Annotated in this window: 19 protein-coding genes and 1 pseudogene; 11 read left to right on the top strand and 9 right to left on the bottom strand. The window is 70.3% G+C overall.

Annotation, left to right across the window (positions count from 1 at the left end; translation table 11 throughout):
- Positions 1 to 31 precede the first annotated feature (31 nt).
- The 6 genes from yjfF to GSY65_RS34670 all read right to left on the bottom strand — a co-directional run bounded on the left by yjfF (position 32) and on the right by GSY65_RS34670 (position 7,626).
- On the bottom strand, positions 32 to 1,060 hold the full coding sequence (gene yjfF, locus GSY65_RS10905) for a galactofuranose ABC transporter, permease protein YjfF (RefSeq protein WP_159767146.1): 1,029 nt from the start codon (positions 1,058 to 1,060) through the stop codon (positions 32 to 34).
- On the bottom strand, positions 1,060 to 2,184 hold the full coding sequence (locus GSY65_RS10910) for an ABC transporter permease (RefSeq protein WP_159767147.1): 1,125 nt from the start codon (positions 2,182 to 2,184) through the stop codon (positions 1,060 to 1,062). Before GSY65_RS10910 ends, yjfF begins: the two co-directional genes overlap by 1 nt.
- Positions 2,181 to 3,725: a sugar ABC transporter ATP-binding protein gene (locus GSY65_RS10915; protein ID WP_159767148.1), complete on the bottom strand. Its 1,545-nt coding sequence runs from the start codon at positions 3,723 to 3,725 to the stop codon at positions 2,181 to 2,183. Before GSY65_RS10915 ends, GSY65_RS10910 begins: the two co-directional genes overlap by 4 nt.
- Before the next feature lie 92 nt (positions 3,726 to 3,817).
- The gene (locus GSY65_RS10920; protein ID WP_159767149.1) at positions 3,818 to 4,825 is read right to left on the bottom strand and encodes an ABC transporter substrate-binding protein; all 1,008 of its coding nucleotides are present in this window, start codon (positions 4,823 to 4,825) and stop codon (positions 3,818 to 3,820) included.
- A 148-nt stretch (positions 4,826 to 4,973) separates the two neighbouring features.
- Positions 4,974 to 6,023, bottom strand: a complete 1,050-nt coding sequence (locus tag GSY65_RS10925) for a LacI family DNA-binding transcriptional regulator (RefSeq protein ID WP_159767150.1) — start codon at positions 6,021 to 6,023, stop codon at positions 4,974 to 4,976.
- 676 nt (positions 6,024 to 6,699) lie between these two features.
- Entirely contained in the window at positions 6,700 to 7,626 is a 927-nt protein-coding gene (locus tag GSY65_RS34670; RefSeq protein WP_443043207.1) for an SCO2400 family protein, read from the bottom strand.
- A gap of 247 nt (positions 7,627 to 7,873) precedes the next feature.
- Here GSY65_RS34670 and GSY65_RS10940 point away from each other — a divergent pair, with 247 nt between their 5' ends.
- The 8 genes and pseudogenes from GSY65_RS10940 (at position 7,874) to GSY65_RS10975 (ending at position 18,198) form a co-directional block, all read left to right on the top strand.
- Positions 7,874 to 9,037 (top strand): mandelate racemase/muconate lactonizing enzyme family protein, encoded by a 1,164-nt coding sequence (locus GSY65_RS10940; protein WP_159767152.1) that lies wholly within the window; start codon positions 7,874 to 7,876, stop codon positions 9,035 to 9,037.
- Positions 9,034 to 10,056: a zinc-dependent alcohol dehydrogenase gene (locus GSY65_RS10945; protein ID WP_159767153.1), complete on the top strand. Its 1,023-nt coding sequence runs from the start codon at positions 9,034 to 9,036 to the stop codon at positions 10,054 to 10,056. Before GSY65_RS10940 ends, GSY65_RS10945 begins: the two co-directional genes overlap by 4 nt.
- Positions 10,057 to 10,176: 120 nt before the next feature.
- Entirely contained in the window at positions 10,177 to 11,145 is a 969-nt protein-coding gene (locus GSY65_RS10950) for a hypothetical protein (protein WP_159767154.1), read from the top strand.
- Between the two features lie 151 nt (positions 11,146 to 11,296).
- Positions 11,297 to 12,409, top strand: a complete 1,113-nt coding sequence (gene chvE / locus GSY65_RS10955; RefSeq protein ID WP_380966025.1) for a multiple monosaccharide ABC transporter substrate-binding protein — start codon at positions 11,297 to 11,299, stop codon at positions 12,407 to 12,409.
- Between the two features lie 38 nt (positions 12,410 to 12,447).
- Positions 12,448 to 13,998, top strand: coding sequence for a multiple monosaccharide ABC transporter ATP-binding protein (mmsA, locus tag GSY65_RS10960; protein WP_159767156.1), 1,551 nt, complete (start codon positions 12,448 to 12,450; stop codon positions 13,996 to 13,998).
- Positions 13,995 to 15,239 carry a multiple monosaccharide ABC transporter permease gene (gene mmsB, locus GSY65_RS10965; RefSeq protein ID WP_159767157.1) on the top strand — a complete coding sequence of 415 codons (1,245 nt, stop codon included), beginning with the start codon at positions 13,995 to 13,997 and terminating at the stop codon, positions 15,237 to 15,239. The genes mmsA and mmsB overlap by 4 nt, the downstream gene beginning before the upstream one ends.
- A gap of 61 nt (positions 15,240 to 15,300) precedes the next feature.
- Positions 15,301 to 16,350: pseudogene (locus GSY65_RS10970) on the top strand (aldose epimerase family protein); the annotation flags it as partial.
- A 165-nt stretch (positions 16,351 to 16,515) separates the two neighbouring features.
- Positions 16,516 to 18,198 carry a pyridoxal phosphate-dependent aminotransferase gene (locus GSY65_RS10975; RefSeq protein ID WP_159767159.1) on the top strand — a complete coding sequence of 561 codons (1,683 nt, stop codon included), beginning with the start codon at positions 16,516 to 16,518 and terminating at the stop codon, positions 18,196 to 18,198.
- 114 nt (positions 18,199 to 18,312) lie between these two features.
- Here the strand turns inward: GSY65_RS10975 and GSY65_RS10980 are convergent, their stop codons facing one another.
- From GSY65_RS10980 to arfA, 3 genes are all read right to left on the bottom strand, one after another.
- A complete protein-coding gene (locus GSY65_RS10980; RefSeq protein ID WP_159767160.1) occupies positions 18,313 to 18,858 on the bottom strand; it encodes an ATP-binding protein in 546 nt (181 codons plus the stop codon).
- A gap of 319 nt (positions 18,859 to 19,177) precedes the next feature.
- Positions 19,178 to 20,446 (bottom strand): ABC transporter substrate-binding protein, encoded by a 1,269-nt coding sequence (locus tag GSY65_RS10985; RefSeq protein ID WP_201452508.1) that lies wholly within the window; start codon positions 20,444 to 20,446, stop codon positions 19,178 to 19,180.
- Between the two features lie 280 nt (positions 20,447 to 20,726).
- The gene (arfA, locus tag GSY65_RS10990; protein WP_159767161.1) at positions 20,727 to 22,241 is read right to left on the bottom strand and encodes an arabinosylfuranosidase ArfA; all 1,515 of its coding nucleotides are present in this window, start codon (positions 22,239 to 22,241) and stop codon (positions 20,727 to 20,729) included.
- A gap of 235 nt (positions 22,242 to 22,476) precedes the next feature.
- Here arfA and GSY65_RS10995 point away from each other — a divergent pair, with 235 nt between their 5' ends.
- Genes GSY65_RS10995 through GSY65_RS11005 form a run of 3 tightly spaced genes read left to right on the top strand, consistent with a single transcriptional unit; the run spans position 22,477 to position 25,204 of the window.
- Positions 22,477 to 23,109 carry a transcriptional regulator gene (locus tag GSY65_RS10995; protein ID WP_159767162.1) on the top strand — a complete coding sequence of 211 codons (633 nt, stop codon included), beginning with the start codon at positions 22,477 to 22,479 and terminating at the stop codon, positions 23,107 to 23,109.
- Positions 23,106 to 23,804, top strand: a complete 699-nt coding sequence (locus GSY65_RS11000) for a toxin-antitoxin system, toxin component (RefSeq protein WP_236579735.1) — start codon at positions 23,106 to 23,108, stop codon at positions 23,802 to 23,804. Before GSY65_RS10995 ends, GSY65_RS11000 begins: the two co-directional genes overlap by 4 nt.
- A gap of 23 nt (positions 23,805 to 23,827) precedes the next feature.
- Positions 23,828 to 25,204 (top strand): MAB_1171c family putative transporter, encoded by a 1,377-nt coding sequence (locus GSY65_RS11005; protein ID WP_236579736.1) that lies wholly within the window; start codon positions 23,828 to 23,830, stop codon positions 25,202 to 25,204.
- The last annotated feature ends 30 nt before the right edge of the window (positions 25,205 to 25,234 follow it).

Raw genomic sequence — 25,234 nt, forward strand, 5'->3', positions numbered from 1 at the left:
CGCTCGGGGCCGAGAGGGGGTGTCGCCGCGGTCAGGTCTTGTTGCGGGACGTCATCGCGCGCTGGATCAGGATGAACGCGCACAGGAGCACGCCCGTGGCGATCTTCGTCCACCAGGAGCTGAGGGTGCCCTCGAACTGGATGATGCTCTTGATGAGGCCGAGGACGAGGACGCCGAACAGCGTGCCGATGACATAGCCGGAGCCGCCGGTCAGCAGGGTGCCGCCGATGACGGTCGCGGCGATCGCGTCGAGTTCCATGCCGACGGCGTGCAGCGGGTCGCCGGACTGGATGTACAGCATGAACAGCAGGCCGGCCAGGGCCGAGCAGAAGCCGCTCACCGTGTACACGGCGATCTTGGTGCGGCCCTGCGGAAGACCCATCAGCATGGCCGACTGCTCGTTGCCGCCGATGGCGTACACCCGGCGCCCGAAGCGCGTGTAGTGCAGCACGTAGAACGCGACACCGATGACCACCAGGGCCGCGAGCGCGCCGATCGACAGCTCGCCGAGGCCCAGCGACACCCGCGTCTGGGCCAGGCTGCTCACCGAGGAGTCACTGATCGAGATCGACTCCTTGCTGATGACCAGGCACAGTCCGCGGAAGAGGAAGAGCCCGGCGAGGGTCACGATGAACGGCTGGATCTCGAAGTTGTGGATCACGTAGCCCATCAGGAAGCCGCCGAACGCTCCGACGCCCAGGGCGAGCAGGACGGCGAGCGGCAGCGGCACCCCCTGGCGCTCCACCAGCCAGGCCGTGAACATCGTCGTGAAGCCGATGACGGAGCCGACGGAGAGGTCGATGCCGCCGGACAGGATGACGAACGTCGCCCCGACGGCGGCCACCAGCAGGTAGCCGTTGTCGATGAACAGGTTGAGGAAGACCTGCGGTTCGCCGAAGCCGTAGTTCTGGTAGCGGCTCAGACCCGCGATGTACATCGCGAGGAAGAGCGTGGCGGTCACCAGGACGGGCAGCCTGCGGTCGCCCAGCAGCGCGGAGAACCTGGACTTCGCCGTCGTACCGCTGTCCGGGGCCGTCGGGGTCTGGGTGGTCGCGCTCATCACGACACCTCCATCTTGGGGGCGGCCTCGGCGGTCGTGACGGTCTTCGCCGGTGCGGCGGCGGCGCTGCCGCCGCTCGCCGCACCGGACCTGGGCCCGAACCTGGCGCCGAAGACCTTCGCGCGGAACTTCGGGGACTGCAGCAGGCAGACGACGATGACGACGACGGCCTTGAAGACCAGGTTGGTCTGGGTCGGGACGCCGATCGTGTAGATCGTGGTGGTGAGGGTCTGGATGACCAGGGCGCCGATCACCGTGCCGCCGATGGAGAACCGGCCGCCCAGCAGCGACGTGCCACCGATGACGACCGCGAGGATGGCGTCCAGCTCGATCCACAGACCCGCGTTGTTGCCGTCCGCCGCCGAGGTGTTGGAGCTGATCATCAGGCCGGCGATGCCCGCGCACAGGGCACAGAAGACGTACACCATGATCTTGATGCGGCGGGAGCGGATGCCGACCAGGCGGCTGGCCTCGGCGTTGCCGCCGACGGACTCGACGAGCAGACCGAGGGCGGTGCGGCGGGTCAGCGCCACCGTGACGGCGACGACCACGGCCACCACGAAGATGGAGAACGGCAGGGTCAGCCAGTAGCCGCCGCCGATCAGCTTGTACGGCTCGCTGTTGATGGTGATGATCTGGCCGTCGGTGATCAGCTGGGCGACACCGCGGCCGGCGACCATGATGATCAGCGTGGCGATGATCGGCTGGATGCCCATGCGGGCGACCAGGAAGCCGTTCCACAGACCGCAGACCACCGCCGCGACGAGACCGACGCCCATGGCCAGGAACACCGCCGACAGCGCGTTCTGGTCGGCCTGGTCACTGATGTACGAGCAGGTCAGGGCGCCGGTGATGGCGACGACCGCGCCCACGGAGAGGTCGATGCCGCCGGTGGCGATGACCAGGGTCATGCCGACCGCCACCAGGATCAGCGGCGAGCCGAACAGCACGATCGAGACGAGGCTGCCGTAGAGGTGGCCGTCCGTCATCTTGATCGAGAAGAAGTCGGGCGTGAAGGGCACGTTGACGAGCAGCAGGGCTACCAGGACCGCGACCGGCCAGAACAGGTGGTGGTGCGTCAGCGCCCGCCAGCGGGACGTCGTGGCTGCGGATGGGGTGCTCACTGGTGTTCTCCGCTCGCGATGGTCTCCAGGATCCTGCTGGGGGTGATCTCCGGCCCGTTGGTCAGGCGCGCCACCAGCTTGCGGTCGCGCAGCACGCCGATGGTGTGGCTGAGCCGGAGGACCTCCTCCAGCTCGGCCGCGATGTAGAGCACGGACATGCCGTCCTCGGAGAGGGACACCACGAGCTTCTGGATCTCCGCCTTGGCGCCGATGTCGATGCCGCGGGTGGGCTCGTCGAGAATCAGCAGCCGGGGCTCGGTGATCAGCCAGCGGGCCAGCAGCACCTTCTGCTGGTTGCCGCCGCTGAGCTGGCCGACACGGGCCTCGGGGTTGGCCGGGCGGATGTCGAGGGCCTTGATGTACTTGGCCACGAGTTCGTCGCGCTGGGCGGCCGGGATGGGCCGGGTCCAGCCGCGGGCCGCCTGGAGGGCGAGGATGATGTTCTCCCGGACCGTCAGGTCCGGCACCAGGCCCTCGGTCTTGCGGTTCTCCGAACAGAACGCGACCCCGGCGTCGATGGCGTCGTTGGGGGCGTTCATCGGGACCTGCTTGCCGGCCACGGTGACCTTGCCGCCGTCGGGCTGGTCGGCGCCGAAGAGCAGCCGGGCGAGTTCGGTGCGGCCCGAGCCGAGCAGTCCGGCGAGGCCCACCACCTCACCCTTCTTGATCTCCAGGTCGAAGGGGGCGATCCGGCCGGTGCGGCCGAGTCCCTCGGCGTGCAGCAGGGTCTCGCCGACGTCCGCGCGCAGCTGGTGCTCGTGCAGCTCCTCCAGCTTGTCCAGCTCCTTGCCGATCATGAGCTGGATGAGTCCGACCTGGTCGAGGTCGCTCACCATGTGCTCGCCGACGAGGGTGCCGTTGCGCAGGACGGTCATGCGGTCGCAGATCTCGTAGATCTGGTCGAGGAAGTGGGAGACGAACAGGATCGCCACCCCCTCGTCCTTCAACCGCCGCATGAGGCGGAAGAGTTCGAGGACCTCGTCCCGGTCGAGGCTGGACGTCGGCTCGTCGAGGACGAGGACCTTGGTGCCCTGGCCCTCGCCGTCGCCGGTGCCGTCGCCGGTGCTCACCGACCGTACGATCGCGACCAGTTGCTGCACGGCCAGCGGGTACGCGGACAGCGGCGCGGTCACGTCGATGTCGAGGCCGAGGCGGTCGACGAGTTCCGCCGCCTCCTTGCGCATCCGCTTCCACTGGATGCGGCCGAAGCGGGTGGGCTCACGGCCGATGAAGATGTTCTCCGCCACCGACAGGTTGGGGCAGAGGTTGACCTCCTGGTAGACCGTGTTGATCCCGGCCTGCTGCGCCTGGAGCGGGCTGGCGAACCGTACGGACTTCCCGTCGAGGGTGATCGTGCCGCCGTCCAGGGAGTGGACCCCGGTCAGCACCTTGATCAGGGTGGACTTGCCGGCACCGTTCTCGCCCATCAGGGCGTGGATCTCGCCGGGGAAGAGCCGGAAGTCGACGCCCGACAGAGCCCGTACCCCCGGAAATTCCTTGACTATGCCCGTCATCTCCAGGACGGGCCGTGGCTCTGCCATGGCAGCGCTCCTCTTGGATCTCGTTCAGGCCCGCAGGGAGCCCCGGAACCGACGGGGCGGTCGGCCGGAGGCTCCCTGCCGGAAGGCGCGGGTCAGTACTTGCGGGTGGGGAGGGCGTCCTTGGCCTGGTCCTGCATGAAGTCGCTCTCCTTGGTCTTGATCCAGCGCTCGACCGTGCCGCCGTCCTTGACCGTCTGCACGACCTCCATCAGCTGGGGGCCGAGCAGCGGGTTGCACTCGACGATGGCGTTGATCTTGCCTTCGGACATGGCCACGAAGCCGTCCTTCACACCGTCGACGGAGACGATGAGGATGTCCTTGCCGGGCTTCTTGCCGGCCGCCTCGATGGACTGGATGGCGCCGATCGCCATGTCGTCGTTGTGGGCGTACAGCACGTTGATGTCCGGGTTGGACTGCAGGAAGGCCGCCATGACCTGCTTGCCGCCGGCACGGGTGAAGTCGCCGGTCTGCGTGACGACGATCTCCCAGTCGTCCTTGTGCTCGGCGTCCATGATCTCCTTGAAGCCCTTGGCGCGCTCGATCGCCGGGGCGGCACCGGTGGTGCCCTCCAGCTGGGCGATCTTCACCTTGCCCTTGTGGCCGGCCTTGTCCAGGACCTTCTCCAGGATCTTGGCGGCACGACGGCCCTCGTCGGTGAAGTCGGAGCCGACCAGCGTCACGAAGAGGGACTCGTCCTTGGTCTCCACGGAACGGTCGGTGAGGATCACCGGGATCTTCGCGGCCTTGGCCTCCTTGAGCACCGCGTCCCAGCCGGTGACGACCACGGGCGAGAAGGCGATCACGTCGACCTTCTGCGCGATGTAGCTGCGGATCGCGGAGATCTGGTTCTCCTGCTTCTGCTGGGCGTCGGAGAACTTCAGGTTGTAACCCGCCTCCTTGGCCGCCGACTTGATGGAGTCGGTGTTGGCGCTGCGCCAGCCGCTCTCGGAGCCGACCTGGGAGAAGCCGAGGGTGATCTTCTTGCTGCCGCCGCCGGAGGAGCCGCTGGAGCCGCCCTCGTCCTCCTTGGCGCAGGCGGACAGGCCCGCCGCCGCTGCCACGCCGACCGCCGCGGTGAGGAAGTTCCGTCTGTTGAGCATGTGTCTTCTCCTTTGAAGAGCAGGTCCGGGGACGGACCTGCTGGTACTCGATGGACCGGCCGCACTGCGTCCAGCCTGTCGATCATTGTTCGAAATGTCGGCCACGCTGATGGCTTGTGAGGGTTCGGGTCGATCTGGGGATGCCGGGTCAGCCGGGTGGCGCGGTCCCCGGCGGGGAGGCGTACGGGTAGGTGCTGGCCCGGACGACGAGTTGCGGTTCGATGGCGATCTGGGCCGTTCCCGAGGGGGTCCGGCCCTCGATCAGGTCCAGGAGCAGGGCGATGCTCCGTTGGCCCACCGTGGAGAAGTCCTGTCGGACCGTGGTGAGCGGCGGTGCGAAGAACTCCGACTCCGGGATGTCGTCGTAGCCGACCACCGCGACGTCCTGGGGGGTGCGTACGCCGGCCTCGCGCAGGGCCCGCAACACCCCCAGTGCCATCTGGTCGTTGGCGACGAAGACGGCGGTCAGACCGCGGCCCACCCAGCCGGCCAGTTCCTGGCCCGCACGGTAGCCCGAGAGCGGGCTCCAGTCACCCCTCAGCGGCATCGGCGGTTCCACGCCTGCCTCTTCGAGGGTCGCCCGCCAGCCGGCGACCCGGTCGGCGGCCTCCTGCCAGTCCTCGGGTCCGGCGAGGTGCCAGACCGTGCGGTGACCGGCGGCCAGCAGGTGGCCGGTGGCGAGCCGGGCGCCCAGGTGCTGGTCGACGTTGGCGCTGGGGACCGTGGAGGCGGACCCCGTGCCGACGGCCACCACCGGGAAGGGGCGGCGGAGTTCGGCGAGCGCCTCGACCGCCGACCGCTGCGGGGCGATGGCGATCACGCCTTCCACCCCGCCGTCGCTGAGGTGGTCCAGGGCCTCGGAGAGGGTCTCCACGGTCAGCTTGCGCACACTGACCGTCGAGACCAGGTACCCCTCGGCCCGGGCCGCCTCCTCCAGCGCGAAGAGGGTGCTGGCCGGTCCGTAGAGCGTGGTGTTGGAGGCCACCACGCCCAGGGTCCGGGTGCGCCGGGTGGCCAGGGCCCGCGCGGAGGAGTTGCGACGGTAGCCCATCTCCTCGATCGCGCGCTGCACCTTGGCACGGGTCTCGTCCCGCACGTTGGGGTGGTCCCCCAGGACCCGGGAGACGGTCTGGTGGGACACCCCCGCCAGGCGGGCGACGTCCGCCATGGTGGGCGGCCGGAGCGGTGAGTGGGTCACGGCCGCACCTCCTCGGCGGTCGTCGGCGGATAAGACTCCTGCGGCGGGCGGAGCGCTCCGCGTCGTCGGCTTCACGCCGGGGTTCCGGACGTTCCCATGGCACCGGCGGGGAAAGCGGGTTGGAGCACTGCTGGCACGACGCTCGTACCTCCTCGGGTGCCGTCGGGAACCGACTGGTGAATGCGGAGGTCATTGTGAGCGCTAACAATTCATGGCGGTCAAGAGGGCTGCGTCAGGGAAGTCGTCACGGTTGAATAACGCGGCCCTCCGCCGGGGGCGCGCCGGGGCCCTTCCGGGACGCACGTTACGGCCACGAAAAACGCCCAGGTCCTGCGGTGTTGACATCGCGACCCCCCGGCTTCCCCACCGGCGCGGCCCCCACTCGGGCCACCGCCGTGGACAAGCGCCACGGGGGTGTGCACGGCACCATCACCACGCCCACGAGATCCCCGCCGGGGCCCTCAAGGGGCGCTGCGGGCAACGGGATCGAGGGGCGACGGGCGGGCGGCGGCGACGATGAGTAGCGCTCACGAGGTGGGTGATCGGGGTGCGTACACGGGGATTTGGGGCGCGTGCCCGCCCGACGGCCACCGTCAGCCGTCAGCAACCGGCAGCCGGCAACCCGCAAGCCGCAAGCCGCAAGCCGCAAGCCGCCCGGGAAACCCCGTTCAGCGCCCTACGAGCACCACCACAGGAAGCGCGTGCAGGTCTCCGAAGGGCTGGGGGTGGGCGTGGGCTTCGGGGTGGTGGGGTCCTGGTTCGGGGGGTCGGGGTCCTGGGGGGCGGACTCGGCGGGGGGCGCGGCGGTGGGGCGGACCGAGGCGTTCGAGGCGGAACGATCCTTCGCCCCGTCCTCGGCCTCGGTGTCCTCGGTGTCCTCGTCGCCCCCGGACGTCCCGGACTCCGAGGCGGACGGCGAGGGCGAGTCGTCCGGCGACGTGCCGTCCGCGGCGGCCGTCCCGTGCACGGCGGCGCCGTCGTCGCCGGGGGCGCCGTCCGCCGCGTCGGCCGGCGACGGGGTGGCCGCGTCGTCCACGGACGCCGCGTTCGGGTGCGACGGCGGTGCCTCCATGCCGAGTTCGGCGAGGCTCAGTCCGCCCGCGGCGAGCACCAGCCCCGCCCCGACCAGCAGCACACGCTTGCGCCGGCGGCGGTGCGCGGCCGCCCGCCGGTCCCGCCGGGCGGCACTGTCGCCGCGCTCGCGGCCCCTGGACCGGGACCGTGCGGCACGGCCGGCCCGGCGCCCGCCGACGTCCGCCCCACCGCCGACCGCGGGCACTTCACCGTCACGTTCGCGGGCTTCACCACGCTCGTTCGTTTCGCCGCGCCCGGCCGCTTCGACATGCTCGTCCGGTTCGCCGCGCCCGCCGGGACCGTCGTACTCGTACGCTTCGCCACGCCCGTGCGCTTCGCCGTTCGCGTACGTTTCACCGTGCTCGTGCGTTTCGTCGCGTTCGTGCGCTTCGCCGCGTCCGTCCGTGGTGAAATCGCCCGGCAGGGGCGATGCGCCCCTGTGCATCCGGCCGTCTTCGGCCGGTGCGCCGCACCCGGGACAGGCCAGGGCGCCGTTGAGGTGCCGTTGGCACGGGTGGCAGTAGTCCATGACGCCGGAAGATTATGTGGCGCGCCGACGGCGTTCCCAGGCACCCTCGTGAAAGTTGTGTAGGAACCTCGTGTACTGGCCCGCCAGCACGGCTCAGGCCCTGATCACCGCCCACCTCCGGGACCCTCGTGACAGACCCTTGTGCGTTCGACCCATTGACACTCGGAGCGGGTCGTCCTTACTGTCGCGCCAGCATTTCGAACGAGCTTCGAAATTTCGAACAGACCGATAAAGGACAGGGAGCACCGTGCGCATCACGGGAATCAGCACACACGTGGTCGGAACGCCGTGGCGGAACCTGACCTACGTCCAGGTGCACACCGACGAGGGACTCACCGGCGTCGGCGAGACCCGCATGCTGGGCCACACCGACGCCCTGCTCGGCTACTTGCGCGAGGCAGAGGCCAACCACATTCTCGGGTCCGACCCGTTCGCTGTCGAGGACCTCGTCAAGCGGATGAAGTACGGCGACTACGGCCGGGCCGGCGAGATCGTGATGTCCGGCATCGCCGTCATCGAGATGGCCTGCTGGGACATCAAGGGCAAGGCCCTCGGCGTCCCGGTGTGGCAGCTGCTCGGCGGCAAGGTCACCGACAAGGTCAAGGCGTACGCGAACGGCTGGTACACCACGGAGCGCACGCCCGAGGCGTACCACAAGGCGGCGCGGGGCGTCATGGAGCGCGGTTACCGGGCGCTCAAGATCGACCCCTTCGGCACCGGCCACTTCGAGCTGGACCACGAGCAGAGCCTGTACGCCGTCTCGCTGATCGAGGCCGTGCGGGACGCCATCGGGCCGGACGCCGAGCTGATGCTGGAGATGCACGGCCGGTTCTCCCCGTCCACCGCCGTCCGGCTGGCCAAGGAACTGGCCCCCTTCAAGCCCGCGTGGCTGGAGGAGCCGGTGCCGCCGGAGAACCTGAAGGCGCTGGAGAAGGTCGCGGCCAAGGTGGACATGCCGATCGCCACGGGTGAGCGCATCCACGACCGGATCGAGTTCCGCGAGCTCTTCGAGAGCCAGGCCGTCGACATCATCCAGCCGGACGTCGGCCACATCGGCGGCATCTGGGAGACCCGCAAGCTGGCCGCGACCGCCGAGACCCACTACATGCTGGTCGCGCCGCACAACGTGGGCGGCCCGGTGCTGACCGCCGCCTCGCTCCAGGTCGGCTTCACCGCGCCGAACTTCAAGATCCTGGAGCACTTCAACGACTTCGCGGACGCCGACATCAAGAAGGTCATCAAGGGCGCCCCGCAGGTCGACCCCGAGGACGGCTGCTTCCACCTGTCGCACGAGCCGGGCCTCGGCGTCGAGCTGGACGTGGACGCGGCGGCGGAGTTCCCGCAGCAGCAGGCCCGGTTCGACCTGTGGGCCGAGGGCTGGGAGCAGCGCAAGCCCAAGGGGACCAAGTGACGAACTCGCCCGACGCGGCCACCGCCGTCGTCATCGAGGCTCCGGGCGAGCACCGGCTCGTCCCGCACGAGCCCCGGCAGCCCGCGGCGGGCGAGGCGCTGGTCCGTGTCCACGCCTCCGGGATCTGCGGCAGCGACCGCGAGGTCTACCAGGGCAACAGGCCCGAGGGATACGTCCGTTACCCCCTCGTTCCGGGCCACGAGTGGTCCGGGACGGTGGTCTCCGTCGGCGACGGCGTTCCTTCAACTCTTGTAGGACGCAAGGTCGTCGGCGAGGGCTTCCGGAACTGCCAGGTGTGCGACCGCTGCCACGCGGGCGAGACCACGCTGTGTTCGGCGGGGTACGAGGAGACCGGCTTCACCCAGCCGGGCGCCATGGCCACCACGCTGACGCTTCCCGCCCGCTTGCTGCACGTTCTTCCGGACGACTGCGATCTGACGGCGGCGGCGCTGCTGGAGCCGGCCGCGTGCATCGCGGCGGCGGCGCTCAAGGCCAACGCGGTCCCCGGGGAGCGGGTGGCCGTCGTGGGCACCGGCACGCTCGGCATGTTCGCCGTTCAGTTCTTGAAGGCGGCCTCACCGGCCGAGCTGCTCGTCGTGGGCACCCGTCCGGACCGTGCGGAACTGTCCCGGCGGTTCGGTGCCTCGGACTTCCGTACGAAGGACGAGGAACTGCCCGGCGACTTCGACGTCGTCATCGAGACCGCCGGTTCCGCGGACGCGGCGGTCACCGCCGCCGCCCTGCTGCGGCGCGGCGGACGGCTGGTCCTGACGGGCATCCCGGCGTCGGGCGCGGACGGGCTGGACCCGACGGACCTCGTCGTGCGGCAGCTGGAGGTGCACACCGTGTTCGGGGCACCGCCGGACGCCTGGGCGCACACGGTGCGGGTCTTCGGGGCCGGGCTCCTCGACCCGCTGCCGCTCGTCACGCACGAGCTGCCGCTGCACGAGTTCCCGGAGGCCATCGAGCTGGTGGGGTCCGGTGACCCGAAGATCGGAAAGGTCCTCCTGCGGCCATGACACACCCCTGAGCCGTACGCCGGTACGGGGTACCTGACGACGTCGTGCCGGCGTACACCCAAGATCTCTGTGCGAAGAGCCGCGAACCTCGTCCGAAATATCGAACCTGAAGGACAGCTTGTGACCGACACCACCGCTTCGGCGCCGCGCCGGCCCGGCGAGCAGGCGCTCGCCGCACTCGGCCTGAACGCGCCCGCTCTCGACCCCGCCGACGCCTCTCCGCACACCTTCCCGGGCGGCGGCCGCTGGCGCACCGAGGTCCCCTCCGTGGAGGGGCCGGAGGCGCTCGCCGTGGTCCTCAAGGAAGCCTCGCGGCTCGATGTGCCGATCCACCGGATCAGCCAGGGCAGCGGTGTCTGGATGCTCACCGACGCCGAGATCACCGAGATGGTGGAGGCGACGGCCGAACGCGACATCGAGCTCTGCCTGTTCACCGGGCCGCGCGGCACGTGGGACATCGGCGGCTCCACCCGTACCGACTCCCGGGGCGCCGGTCTGCGCGCCCGCGGCCACGACGCGGTCGCCGGCTGCGTGGAGGACGCCGTGCGTGCGACCGAGCTGGGCGTGAAGTGCCTGCTCGTCGCCGACGAGGGCGTGCTCTGGACGCTGCACCGCGCCCGTGAGGCGGGCATCCTGCCGGCCGACACCACCTTCAAGGTCTCGGCGCTCATCGGCCCGGTGAACCCGACCGCGTACGCCGTGTACGAGAATCTGGGCGGCGACTCGATCAACGTGCCGAGCGACCTGACGCTCGATCACCTCACCGAGATCCGGCGGGTGTCGGGCGCCCCGATGGACATGTACATCGAAGCCCCCGACGACCTCGGCGGCTACGTGCGGATGTACGAGGTCGCCGAGTTGATCCGGCGCGGAGCGCCGATCTACCTGAAGTTCGGCCTGTCCAAGGCGCCCGGGATCTACCCCTACGGGCACCACATGCGCGATCTGACGCTGTCCACCGCCAAGGAGCGGGTGCGGCGCGGTCGGCTCGCCCTGGACCTCCTGGCGCGGCACGGTGCGGACGGCGACATGGCGCCGCTCGGCTCGCGTCTGCCGGGAGAGCTGAAGCGATTTTGTCATCCCGCATAACGAACCGGCCAACTGTCTTCACAGAAGAAGACGCAGTCCCACAGAATCCCCCACATCTTCTTCTGGCGTTCCTTCGGCTCCTCCCTCGCTCGCGAAGCGCCGTCCTCACCGCCAGAACGTTCCAGGCACCAAGACATCAAGGATGATGATCATGCGCACTCGTCGAGCCGCACTCACCGCCATAGCCTCCGCCGCCTCCCTGGCCCTGACCCTGTCCGCCTGCGGTCAGAGCGGTGAGGGCGGCAGCAAGGAGGAGGGTGGCAGCACCAAGGGCGCCACCATCGGCATCGCGATGCCGACCAAGTCCTCCGAGCGGTGGATCGCGGACGGCAACAACGTCGTCTCCAACCTGGAGAAGATGGGCTACAAGACCAAGCTGGTCTACGGCGAGGACGACCCCGATCAGCAGGTCGGCCAGATCGAGAACCTGATCACCCAGGGCGTGAAGGCCCTCATCGTCGCCGCCATCGACAACAAGTCGATGAACAACGTGCTGCAGCAGGCCAAGGACGCCGACATCCCGGTCATCTCCTACGACCGCCTGATCCTCGGCACGAAGAACGTCGACTACTACGCCTCCTTCGACAACGAGAAGGTCGGCGAGCTCCAGGGCGACTACATCGTCAGCAAGCTCGGCCTGAAGGACGGCTCCAAGAAGGGCCCGTTCAACGTCGAGCTGTTCGCCGGCTCCAACGACGACAACAACACCCGCTACTTCTTCCAGGGCGCGATGAACGTCCTGCAGCCCTACATCGACAAGAAGCAGCTCGTCGTCAAGTCCGGCCAGACCGAGCTCACCCAGGTCACCACCCTGCGCTGGGACGGCGGCACCGCCCAGAAGCGCATGGACGACATCCTGACCTCCACGTACAAGAGCGACCGGGTCGACGCGGTCCTCTCCCCCTACGACGGCATCTCCATCGGCATCCTCTCCGCGCTGAAGTCGGACGACTACGGCTCCAAGAGCAAGCCGCTGCCGATCGTCACCGGCCAGGACGCCGAGGTCGCCTCGGTGAAGTCGATCATCGCCGACGAGCAGTCCATGACCGTCTACAAGGACACCCGTGAACTCGCCAAGGTGGCCTCGAACATGGTCGACGCGCTGCTGAACAAGAAGAAGCCCGAGGTCAACGACACCAAGACCTACGACAACGGCTCCAAGGTCGTGCCGGCGTACCTGCTGGAGCCGGTCAGCGTGGACAAGGCCAACTACAAGGAGGCCGTCGTCGACTCCGGCTACATCAAGGAGAGCGACCTCAAGTAATCCGGCGGATCCCGAACCACTGATTGGAAGGCACGACCATGGCGGGACCCGTCCTGGAAATGCGCTCGATCGTCAAGACCTTTCCCGGCGTCAAAGCGCTGTCGGACGTCACCCTGACCGTCCAGCAGGGCGAGGTCCATGCCATCTGCGGTGAGAACGGCGCGGGCAAGTCGACCCTCATGAAGGTCCTCTCCGGCGTCCACCCGCACGGCAGCTACGAGGGGGACATCCTCTTCGAGGGCGCGACCTGCGAGTTCAAGGACATCAGGGCCAGCGAGCAGCACGGCATCGTGATCATCCACCAGGAGCTGGCCCTGGTGCCCTACCTCTCCATCGCGGAGAACATCTTCCTCGGCAACGAGCACGCCACGCGCGGGTTCATCAGCTGGACCGAGACGCTGAAGCACGCGACCGAGCTGCTGCGCCGCGTCGGCCTCGACGAGCACCCGGACACCCGGGTCGCCGACATCGGGGTGGGCAAGCAGCAGCTCGTCGAGATCGCCAAGGCGCTGTCGAAGAAGGTGAAGCTGCTCATCCTGGATGAGCCGACCGCCGCCCTGAACGACGAGGACAGCGGCAAGCTCCTGGACCTGATCCTGGAGCTGAAGAAGCAGGGCATCACCTCGATCATCATCTCGCACAAGCTGAACGAGATCCGCAGGGTCGCGGACTCGGTGACGATCATCCGCGACGGGCAGACCATCGAGACCCTCGATGTGAAGTCGGCGGAGACCACCGAGGACCGGATCATCAGCGGGATGGTCGGCCGGGACCTGGAGCACCGCTTCCCGGAGCGCACGCCGCACGAGCCCGAGGAGGGCGCGGCCCCCGCGCTGGAGATCCGCAACTGGACCGTGCACCACCCGATCGACCAGCAGCGCAAGGTGGTCGACGACGTGTCGCTCCACGTGCGGCGCGGCGAGATCGTCGGTATCGCCGGGCTCATGGGCGCAGGCCGCACCGAACTCGCGATGAGCGTCTTCGGGCGGACGTACGGCCGGTACACGGCCGGCACGGTCCTCAAGGACGGCCGGGAGATCCGGACGAAGACCGTCCCCGAGGCGGTGCGCAACGGCATCGCCTACGTCACCGAGGACCGCAAGCACTACGGCCTCAACCTCATCGACACCATCAACCGGAACATCTCGCTCAGCGCGCTGGGCAAGGTCGCCAAGCGGGGTGTGGTCGACGAGCACGGGGAGCGTCAGGTCGCCGAGGGCTTCCGCAAGTCCATGAACATCAAGGCGCCGACCGTCTTCGAACCGGTGGGCAAGCTGTCCGGCGGCAACCAGCAGAAGGTCGTCCTCAGCAAGTGGATCTTCGCGGGGCCGGACGTGCTGATCCTGGACGAGCCGACGCGCGGAATCGACGTCGGCGCCAAGTACGAGATCTACACGGTCATCGACAAACTGGCCGCCGAGGGCAAAGCGGTCGTCTTCATCTCCTCCGAGCTGCCGGAACTGCTCGGGATGTGCGACCGCATCTACACCATGGCCGCAGGGCGGCTGACAGGTGAGTTCCCGCGTGCCGAGGCCACGCAGGAGTCGCTGATGCGTCAGATGACGAAGGACAAAGAGGTAACCCGATGAGCACGGAAGTGACCGCCAAGAGCCCGGCCCCCGCGCCGCCCGGCAAGAGCGGGGCGGCGGCGGGCGGGGGTCTGCTCCAGCTGATGCTGGACGGCCTGCGCCGCAACATGCGTCAGTACGGCATGCTGATCGCCCTCGGCCTGATCGTGGCGCTGTTCGCGGTGTGGACCGACGGTGACCTGCTGCTGCCGCGCAACGTCTCGAACCTGGTGCTGCAGAACAGCTACATCCTGATCCTCGCGATCGGCATGATGCTGGTCATCATCTCCGGGCACATCGACCTCTCCGTGGGTTCGCTGACCGCGTTCATCGGGTCGATCGCCGCGGTGTTCATGGTCAACAACGACATCCCGTGGCCGCTGGCCGTGGTGCTCTGTCTGGCCGTGGGCGCCGTCGCGGGAGCCGCGCAGGGGTTCTTCATCGCGTATCTCGGGATACCGTCGTTCATCGTGACCCTGGCGGGCATGCTCGTCTTCCGCGGTCTCACCGAGATCTTCCTGGAGGGCCAGACCCTCGGCCCGTTCCCCGAGGGCCTGCAGAAGGTCGCCAACGGCTTCCTGCCCGAGGTCGGCCCGGAGACGAACTACCACAACCTGACGCTGCTGCTGGGCTTCGCCCTCATCGCGTTCGTGGTGATCCAGGAGTTCCGGGACCGGCGCCGGCAGCAGGAGTTCGCGCTCGACGTGCCGCCGATGAACCTGTTCGTCCTCAAGCTCGTCGCGATCGCCGCCGCGCTGCTCGTGGTCACCATGCTGCTCGCCAGCTACAAGGGCGCCCCGATCGTGCTGCTGATCCTCGGCGCGCTGGTCGTCGGCTTCGGCTACGTGATGCGCAACGCGATCATCGGCCGCCACATCTACGCCATCGGCGGCAACCTGCCCGCGGCGAAGCTGTCCGGTGTGAAGGACAAGAAGGTCGTCTTCCTGATCTTCCTGAACATGGGCATGCTCGCGGCGCTCGCGGGTCTGGTCTTCGCCGCCCGCTTCAACGCCGCCTCGCCGAAGGCGGGCCTCAACTTCGAACTGGAGGCGATCGCGGCGTCGTTCATCGGCGGCGCGTCGATGAGCGGCGGTGTCGGCACCGTCCTCGGCGCGATCATCGGTGGTCTCGTCCTCGGTGTCCTCAACAACGGCATGAACCTGGTCGGCATCGGCACCGACTGGCAGCAGGTCATCAAGGGCATGGTGCTGCTGGCGGCGGTCGGCTTCGACGTGTGGAACAAGCGCAAGGGCGGTTCCTGACGGAACCCGCAAGGGGGGCCTCGCCTGCGGGCGGGGCCCCCCTTTCCCGTGAGAGGAGCATCCGGTGAAGGAAGTCTTCGGCAAGCTCGCCGACGGCACCGAGATCCACCGCTGGTCGCTGGAGAACGGCGGCACACGACTGCGGGTCCTGTCGTACGGCGGGATCGTGCAGTCCCTGGAGGTCCCCGACCGCGAGGGCCGGTACGCGAACGTCTCCCTCGGCTTCGCCACCGTCGAGGAGTACGTCGCCGGCTCCCCCTACTTCGGCGCGCTGATCGGCCGGTACGGCAACCGCGTCGGCGGGGGCCGGTTCACCCTCGACGGCACGGCGTACGAGCTGTCCGTCAACGACGGCGGCAACAGCCTGCACGGCGGCGCCGACGGCTTCGACAAGGCGGTGTGGGACGTCGAACCGTTCGCTCGGGACACGGACGTGGGCCTGCGTCTGACCCGCACCAGCCCCGACGGCGAGATGGGCTACCCCGGCACCCTGCGGACCGCGGTCACCTACACCCTCACCGAGCAGGGCGACTGGCGCATCGACTACGAGGCCACCACCGACCGGCCGACCGTCGTCAACCTCACCAGCCACGTCTACTGGAACCTCGCCGGCGAGGGCAGCGGCTCCGCCCACGGCCACGAGCTGGAGATCGCCGCCTCCCGCTACACGCCCGTCGACGCCGGCCTCATCCCCACCGGTGAACCGGCCGAGGTGGCGGGCACACCGTTCGACTTCCGTCGGGCCAAGCCGATCGGCGCGGACGTCCGCACCCGCGACCAGCAGCTGCTGTACGCCAAGGGGTTCGACCACAACTGGGTGCTCGACAAGGGGCGGACGGATCTCCCGGAGCGGGCGGCGACCCTGCGCGACCCGTCCTCCGGCCGCACCCTGACGATCTCCACGACCGAGCCGGGGCTGCAGTTCTACTCGGGGAACTTCCTCGACGGCACGCTCGCCGGACCGTCGGGGCGGATCTACCGCCAGGGCGACGCCGTGTGCCTGGAGACCCAGCACTTCCCGGACTCGCCGAACAAGCCGGCGTATCCCTCGACGGTGCTCCGGCCGGGGCGGACGTACCGCTCGACGACGGTCCACTCGTTCGGCACCTGACGACGGTGACGCACAGGTTCTTCACAACTTCCAGCCAACTTCCAGACGGTTGAACAGCGTCCCGCCGTGCTCCGTATCTAGGGGCGGCCCGTGCTCCCCCGCACGGGCCGCCCTCAGTCGTCGGACCCGGTCGTCCCCAACGGGTCCGCCCCCTACGGAGGTTCCATGGCCGACAACGTCACCTCGTTGTTCCGCAGCGCGACGGCGCACAGCCCCTCGATGGCGGCGCTGACGCGTGAGGGCGGCGACGGGGTCGGCCCGGTGGACTTCTGCATACCGTGCAACCCCTACTTCCCCACCCCGGCCATGTTCGACGAGATGGCGAGCAGGCTGAGGGAGATCATCACGTACTACCCGAGCAGCGCCGACACCATCACCGCGGAGCTGTGCAACCTGCTGCAACTGCCGCCGCAGTGCGTGGCGATGGGCAACGGCTCGACCGAACTCATCACCTGGATCGACCATCTGCTGGTCCGGGAGTCCCTCGCCGTCCCCGTCCCCACCTTCGGCCGCTGGACCGACCAGCCCATGGAGACCGGCAAGCGGGTCGACATGTTCCCGCTGCAGGAGTCCAGCGGCTTCGCCCTCGACCTCGCCCAGTACGCCGAGTTCATCCGGGCGCGCGGCACCCGGGTCGCCGTCATCTGCAACCCGAACAACCCCGACGGCGGCTTCCTGCACCGGCACGCGCTGGTGCAGTTCATGGACGCGATGGCCGACCTGGACCTGATCGTCATCGACGAGTCGTTCCTGGAGTTCGCCGACGCCGAGTCCGAGCCGAGCACGGTGCAGGACGCGGTGATGCGGCCCAACGTCGTCGTGCTGCGTTCACTCGGCAAGAACTTCGGGCTGCACGGCATCCGCTTCGGCTACCTGGTCGCCAACCCGGCGCTCGCCGGGAAGGTCCGCTCGATGCTGCCGAAGTGGAACCTCAACTCCTTCGCGGAGCACGTGGTGTTCATGCTGAAGAACCACGGCCCCGAGTACATGGAGAGCCTGCACCAGGTGCGGCGCGACCGCCTGGACATGGCCCGTCAGCTCTCCGCCCTCCCCGGTCTGACGGTGTATCCGTCGCAGGGGAACTTCCTCTTCGTGCGCCTGCCCGTGGGCGCCGAGGGCACCGTGGTCCGTGACCGGCTGCTCACCGAGCACCGGATCCTGGTCCGCGAGTGCGGCAACAAGGTCGGCTCGTCCAGTCGCTTCCTGCGACTCGTGGTCCGGCCCCAGGTGGACGTGCGTCGCCTGGTGTCCGGCCTGGAGTCGGTTCTCTACGGGTCCAGGAGGGGAGCCGCCGTACCCGAGCTGGGCACCGGGACCAGCTACAGCTCGGGTACGGCGGCCGTGGACCGGCTGATGAGCGAGACCAACGGCGCCGGTATGGCGGGCCTCGCCGCGCAGGCCACCGGCCAGGGGGGCATGCCCGGCATGAACCCGGCCCCGGCCCCCGTGCCGGCCCCGGCCCCCGCCGCCCCGATGCCGACCCCGGTCCCCGCCCCGGCGCCCGCTCCCGCGCCGGCGCCCATGCCCGCCCCGATGCCGGCGGCCGCCGCTCCCCTGCCGCAGGGGCCCTCGATCCCCTCGATGCCGAACGTGGCGTCGATGCCGAACGTGGCCTCCATGCCGGGCGTGCCGGGCATCCCGGGCATGGCGCCCGCCCCCGCCACCGGGCTGGAGCCCGCCGCCCAGACCGGGATGCCCGGCATGGCCACCGCCGCCGCGAACCGGCGCGCGATGGGCGCCGCCCAGGGCCTCACCGCCGCCCAAGTGCGCGGCCGTACGGCCCCCGAGGAGCAGCCGGAGCCGCTGGGCTGGCCCGCGGCGGGCGCGGTCTACAACCAGGTGGGCTGACCAGGTGGGCTGACCCCCGCCACCGACGAACCCCATGGGGCGATGCCCCCGGCAGAGCCTCGTGGCCCTGCCGGGGGCGTCGCCCTGAGAAGGCCGCCCTCGGCGCCGGTGTCCTCAGGTGAGCCGGAGGGCCAGGGTCACCACGGCGCCCTTTCCCCTGGTGTCGGTGGTGACCGTCAGGCGGTCGGTGACCAGGTGGGCGAGCCAGAGGCCGCGGCCCCGGCAGCCTTCGGTGAGGCCGGGGAGGAGTTCGGGGATGGCGGGGACGAAGCCGGGGCCGTCGTCGGTGATCCGGCACTCCAGTTCGTCGGGGAGCAGGCGCAGTTCCAGCCGGCCCCCGCCGCCCGCGTGCTCCACGGCGTTGGCGGCGATCTCGCTGACCGCGAGGGTGAACTCGCCGAGCCGTACGCCCCCGAGGCCCGCCGCGGCCGCAGCGTCCTCGACCTGGGCCCGCACCTGGGGCAGGTTCTCACCGGTGAAACGCCGTTTCAGCAGGAGCGTCCCGCGGCGGTGCGACGGGCCACCGACAGGGCCGCCGGCAGAGGTGCCGACCGGAGCGCCGACCGGAGCGCGGGCGGGTGGGCCCGCGGGAGCGCCGAGGACGCTGCCGCCCGGACCGCCGGTGCCACCGGTTGCGCCGTCTGTCTCCCCGCCCGGCATCGCAGCCGCCTCCTCTCGATGGGGGTCGAAGTACCCGGGCACGGGGCGCTGGACGTCAAAGGCGAACTGCCGCACGCCGCCCACGCCAGCCGTGCTCGCCCGATGCGTACCCAGGAGATCGAGAGGGCATGATGCCTGGTCGGAACCGTACGGATTCGACCGGACCGTGACCGCTTTCGCTCGACCTCGGCTGATCGGTTTCCGTCCGTCGATCACGGCGGAGCGCCACTGCGCCGATCGGGGCACTGCGGCCCCGGCCCCCTCCCGCGCGGTGCGGAAGGGGGCCGGTGGACGAGCGAGGGGGCGCCGCGTCAGGCGCTCACTCGGCGGTCTTCGCGACCGCCGCGATCGACTCCAGTACCGTCCGCGGGTTGCCGTTCGACTTCACCGCCCCGCCGATCTGCTCGCGGATGGCGGCGGCCACCTGGGACCAGTTGGTCTCGCCGACGGGGTAGAGGCGCAGGTTCTGCAGGGTGTCCAGGCCGCTCCACAGCGCCTTGTGGCTCTTGTCGGCACGCATCGCGTCGGCGGCGGTCGTGGTGACGGGCAGCAGCTCGTACTCGTCGGCCTGTTCGATCACGTACTTGTCGCTGTAGAGGAAGTCGAGGAACTTCCTCATCGCCTCGCGGTGGTCGTCGTTCTTGAAGGCGACGATCCAGTCCGCGGTGCCCATGGCCGGCGTGGCCCGGCCGTCACGGCTCGGCAGCGGGACCGACCCGTAGGGCACGGAGTCGGAGGAGTCCTCGATCTGACGGATCAGCGACAGCGGGCCGTTGACCATCGCAGCGTCACCGCGCAGGAAGGTCTGCACGGCGTCGCCGCGGTTCAGCTGACCGGGCGGGATCGGGCCGGCGAGACCCTCGCCGACCAGACTGTCCCGGAGCCAGGTCAGCGTCCGCACGTTGGCGGGGGACGCGAGGTCGTAGTTGTTGGAGTCGTCGGTGTAGCCGCCGTCGCCGGCCAGCAGCCACATCAGCGTCTCGGCCTCGGCCTCCTCCGGGCCGAGCGGCACGGCGATCGGGGACTCCACGCCCTGCTCCTTCAACTTCCGGGCCGCCGTGAGGAGTCCGTCCCAGCTCTTCGGGGGCTGCAGGCCCGCCGCGGCGAACAGGTCCTTGTTGTAGTAGAGCAGCCGGGTGCTCGCGGTGAACGGCAGCCCGTACTGCACCCGGTCCATCTCGCCGGCTTCGGCGAGGCTCGGTACGAAGGACGCCTGGACAGGCACCGACAGCACCTCGTCGGCGCTGTAGAGGAGGCCCTTGGCGGCGTACTGCGAGTAGCCGTCGCCCTGCACGATGTCGGGCGTCCTGCCCTGCTCGACCAGCTCGGCGACCTTCTCGTCGACCTCGTCCGGGGCGTACACGTCGACGTTGACGTCGATGTCGGGGTGCTCGGCGTTGAAGGCGAGGACGACCCGGTCCCAGTAACCCTCCGAGTTCTTGTGGACGTTGTCGCCGTAGTTGGTGGCGACGACGGTCAGGGAGACCCGGCCGGACTCGGCGTCCGCGTCCCCGCCGCAGCCGGACAGCCCCGCCGCGAGCGTCAGCGCGGCCGTGGCCGCCACGATCATCCGGGCTCTCTGGCGCACGGTTTCCCCACTTCCAGCTTCCAGCTTCCGGCTGTTCTCCCAGTTCGAGCGCGCCGGGCACGGCCCGCCGCACGTCGGCGCCGCCGGTGCCCCCGGCCGATGCGGTCGGCCGGGTCCGGGACGCGTCTGTACGTATATACGGATCTCGCCCGCACGTGCTCACGTTCGGGCTTGATCGTATGGTGCGTTCTCCCGCCGCACGGGCCGGGGGCATTGCGTTTTGGTTCCAAGGCTGTGACGGGCGGGGCGCCCCCGGTGGGAGGCGCCCGGGTCCGGGGCGTCAGCCGAGGCGGATCACGTTCCAGGAGAGCGGTTCGAGGGCGGTCTTCAGGACCCCGCCCTCCAGCGTCGTCCCCTCGCCCGGGTGCGGACCGACCCGGTCGGGCTCCGTGAGCGTGTTCCGGGCGTCGGGGTCGGCGTCCGCGAGCACGCTGTGCTCGACCACGCGGGTCAGGTCGAGCCCGCCCAGCGCGACCTCCAGCGGAAGCGCCTCCGTACGGCTGCGGTTGACCGCGAACACGGTCACCGACCCGTCCTCGGCGCGCACCGCGGTCGCGTGCAGCAGGTCCGTCTCCCCGTACTTCTCCGTCTCGTACGTCGGCGAGTCCACCCGTACGTCGAGGACCCGGCCGCGGCCGTACCGCGCGGCCTGGGCGAAGGGGAAGAAGGTGGTCTGCCGCCAGGCGGGGCCACCGGGCTCGGTCATGATCGGGGCGATGACGTTGACCAGTTGGGCGAGGCAGGCGACGGTGACGCGGTCGGCGTGCCGGAGCAGGGCGATGAGGAGGGAGCCGAAGACGACGGCGTCGGTGACGCTGTAGTTGTCCTCCAGGAGACGGGGCGCCTCCGCCCAGTCCCGCGCGCCCGAGTTCTCGATCTCGTGCCACTTCGACATGTACCAGACGTTCCACTCGTCGAAGGAGAGGTTGATCTTCTTCTTCGACTTGAGCTTCGCGCCCACGTGGTCGGCGGTGGCGATCACGTTCTCGATGAAGGACTCCATGTCGACCGCGGAGGCCAGGAAGGAGTCGATGTCGCCGTTCTCGGGCTGGTAGTAGGCGTGCAGGGAGATGTGGTCGACGAGGTCGTACGTCTCCTCCAGGACCGTCGCCTCCCAGGCGGCGAAGGTCGGCATGGACTGACTGGAGGAGCCGCAGGCGACGAGTTCGACGCCCGGGTCGATCTGGCGCATCGCGCGGGCGGTCTCTGCGGCGATCCGGCCGTACTCGGCGGCCGTCTTGTGGCCGGTCTGCCAGGGGCCGTCCATCTCGTTGCCCAGGCACCACAGCCTGATGCCGAAGGGCTCCTTGTCGCCGTGGGAGACACGGAGGTCCGACAGGGCGGTGCCGGCGGGGTGGTTGGCGTACTCCTGGAGTTCGAGGGCCTCGGCGACGCCCCGGGTGCCGAGGTTGACGGCCATCATGGGCTCGGCCTGCGGGCCGACCTTCTTCAGGAAGGCGATGTACTCGGAGAGACCGAAGCGGTTGGTCTCCGTGGAGCGCCAGGCGAGGTCGAGGCGGCGGGGGCGGTCCTCGACGGGGCCGACGGAGTCCTCCCACTTGTAGCCGGAGACGAAGTTGCCGCCGGGGTAGCGGATCGTGGTGACGCCCAGTTCACGGACCAGCTCCAGGACGTCGGTGCGCAGGCCCGCCTCGTCGGCCGCCGGATGGTCCGGCTCGAAGATCCCGGTGTAGACGCAGCGGCCGAGGTGCTCGACGAACGAGCCGAAGAGTCGGGGGTTGACCTCGCCGACCTGGAAGGCGGGGTCGAGGGTGAAGCGGGCGGTGCGGACCATGGACGTCCTTCTCGTTCGAGATCACGGATGCTGCTCGTTCAGTCGGACGGTGACGCTATGTTCGCCGGTGGAGAGAGTCAATGGGGTCCACGGGGTGGACGGGGGCGGGGCGACCTGGCGAGGGGCGGGCTCGGCAGGGGGGTGACCGGGGGCGCGGGCGAACGATCGTTGGTCCGCCTTCAACGATCGTTGGATTTCCGTGGTGTTCAGGCAACCGGGCGCGTAGGGTCTGGCCGTGCCCGACCTCCCCGAACCCCTCCCCCGCACCCTCGCCCGCCTCGACGTGCTCGCCGCCCGGAGCGGGACCGAGCGCGGGCGGCTCCTCGACGTGGCCGCCCTGTCGGAGCGCACCGCCCTCGGCGAGGACGTGGTGCGGACCCTGCTCGACGGGGGTGAACCACCGGGCGACCGGATCGACGACCGGGTGCGCGGGCGGGTGCGGGCCCTGCACACGGCGTACCTCGCGCGCGGCGGGAAGCGCACCGTCGACGTCTGCAGGGAGGTCGCGGAGCGGCTGTCGATCAGCCCGGAGTGGGCCCGGCAGCTGCTGCTCGGCAAGAAGATGCCGAACGTGCCCGACCTCACCGAACTCGCCGCGTTCTTCGGGGTCGAGGAGGGCGTCCGGTTCTTCACCGACCCGGCCGCCGCCGTCCTGGACCGGGAACTGCGGCGGGTGCTGGAGGGCCTGGAGGGCCAGGAGAGGGACGGCGGCGGGAGTCCGCTCGTCGAGTTCGCCACCCGGCACGGAGTGGTGACCCTCGCGCTGCGCGGGGGGCGGATGCGCCTGACCCGGCGCAAGCAGGAGGCCCTCGCGGTGATGCTCGAAGGGCTGCTCGGCGTCGACGAGGAGGAGGAACCCGGCAGATGAGCCGTCATGAACCGGGCGGCGCACGGCCGCGCGGATCGACCGGGGCCGCCGCGGCGGCCGGGGCCCTCGGCCGGGTGCGGGCCGCGCTGCTGCCCGCCCGGTCCGCCGCCGAGCGGCGCAGACTGACCACCCGGCTCGCCAGGGCGGTCCGGGCGCGGCTGGACGGCCCCCTGGGGGTACGGGAGTTGGGGGCGGCGCTGTGCGCGGAGATGAGCGCGCGGCGCGGCGGGCGGCCGGTGGAGCTGCGGTTCGAGCGGTTCCCGGACGAGATCGAGGTGACGGGGCTGTGGATGGAGTTCCCCGGCTTCGACCTGGTGATCGTCGAGGAGCGGGCCGCTCCCGTGCAGCAACTGGTGATCCTGGGGCATGAGTTGTGGCATCTGCACGCGGGGCACAGCCACCACCGGGTGCCGGGCGCGGACGCCGCCGCGTTCGCGCTGTCCGGTGGGCCGGGCTGGCCCGGGTCCGCCCTCACGGTCGCCGCGCGCAACGGCTCGCACGCCTCGGCCGAGCAGGAGGCCGAGGACTTCGGTCACCGGCTCGCCACCGCCCTGCGGCCCTGGGTGGACACCGGGCACGGCGATGCCGCGGGTCCGGCCCCCGGTCGCGCGGCCCCCGGCGGCGCGGCCGACCGGGCGGAGTCGGTGCGGCAGGCACTCCAGGCGTCCCTCGGCTACCGCGGGCCGCGCGGATGAGGGGGGTCACCGTGTCCGCGGCCATGACCGGTGCCATGAGCCCCGCCGACTTCTTCGGCGGGCTGTACATCTCGTTCTGGATCCCCACGGCCGTGCTGACGGCCGCGCTGGTGATCAAGCTGCCCAGCATCGTGAAGCTGTGGAGGGACCCGCTGCTGCGGGCGGTCGGCGGTCTGCTGCTGCTCGCGTGCAGCGTGTTCCTGTTCGCGGTGCCGTCGGTGATCGCCTGGACCAACCGGGTCGTCGGCGTGCCGAACATCGCCGCGCCCTGGGTGTACTCGCTGATCACCGCGTACTGCGCGGCCTGTCTGCTGCTCATCGTCGCCTGGCGCAACGGCCCGGCCGACCGCTCCCCGACGACCCGCCGCGCCATGCGCTGGGTCGTCAGCGTGTACGCGGCGGTGATCGTCGGCCTGTGGGTGCTGTTCACTCTGGCGGACGTCCCCCGGGAGCGGCTGCGCGACCTGGACACGTACTACGCCACCACGCCCTTCATGCGCGAGGAGATCCTCCTCTACCTCGCCGCCCACACCGCGGCCTGCCTGATCACCTGGCACCTGATCCGCAGCTGGGTCCGCACCCAGGGCCTGGACCTGTGGCTGCGCGGCGGTCTGAAGGCGCTCGGGATCGGCTACGCGCTCAACCTGGTGTACGACGCCTCGAAGCTGACGGCGCTGGTCGCCCGCTGGACGGGCCACGACCTGGACTGGCTGAGCACCCATGTGGCGCCGCCGGTGGTGGCCGTCGCGGCGATCTTCATCGCGGTCGGGTTCATCCTGCCGCACGGCGGCCAGTACCTGCACGAACGCTGGCGGGTGCGGGTGAGCCACTGGCGGCTGCGGCCCCTGTACCTGCTCACCCGGACGGTCAGCGGCTCCGGGGTGCCGTTCGCCCTGCGCGCCACGGCGGAGCTGCGCCTCACCCGCCGCGAGACCTTCATCCGCGACGCCCTGCTCCAGCTGGCCCGCCACGTCGACGACGATCTGCACCGCCGCGCCTGTGCCGGGGCCCTCGCCCTCGGTCACGGTCCCCGCAGGGCGCGGGCGCTGGCCGCCGCGGTGACCATCCAGGACGCGATCGCCGCGCGGAAGGCGTCGCCCGCCGCCGGGCCACCGGCCGTCTCCCTGACGTCGGGCACGCCGGGTCCGGGTCCGGGTCCGCTGATCGTCCCCGGCCTGACGGCCGGTCCGGGCCACGCGGGCGGCCCCGGGTTCACCGTCCACTCCGACCTGACCGGTCTCCTCCAGGACATCGACGCCGTCTCCCGGGCGCTGCGCAGCCCCGCCGAGATCGAGGAGGTCCGCAGCCTCGCGGCCGGCCCCAACGGTTCGCCCGGTCCCCGCGCATCGGCGGACCCGGCGGCCCCCGCCGCGGAGAGCAGCGTGTCCGCGCGTGAGTGACGGCCCGCCGGCCCACCGCGGTGCGGGTGG

Source organism: Streptomyces sp. HM190 (genome assembly GCF_009857135.1).
GTDB classification, from domain to species: domain Bacteria; phylum Actinomycetota; class Actinomycetes; order Streptomycetales; family Streptomycetaceae; genus Streptomyces; species Streptomyces heilongjiangensis.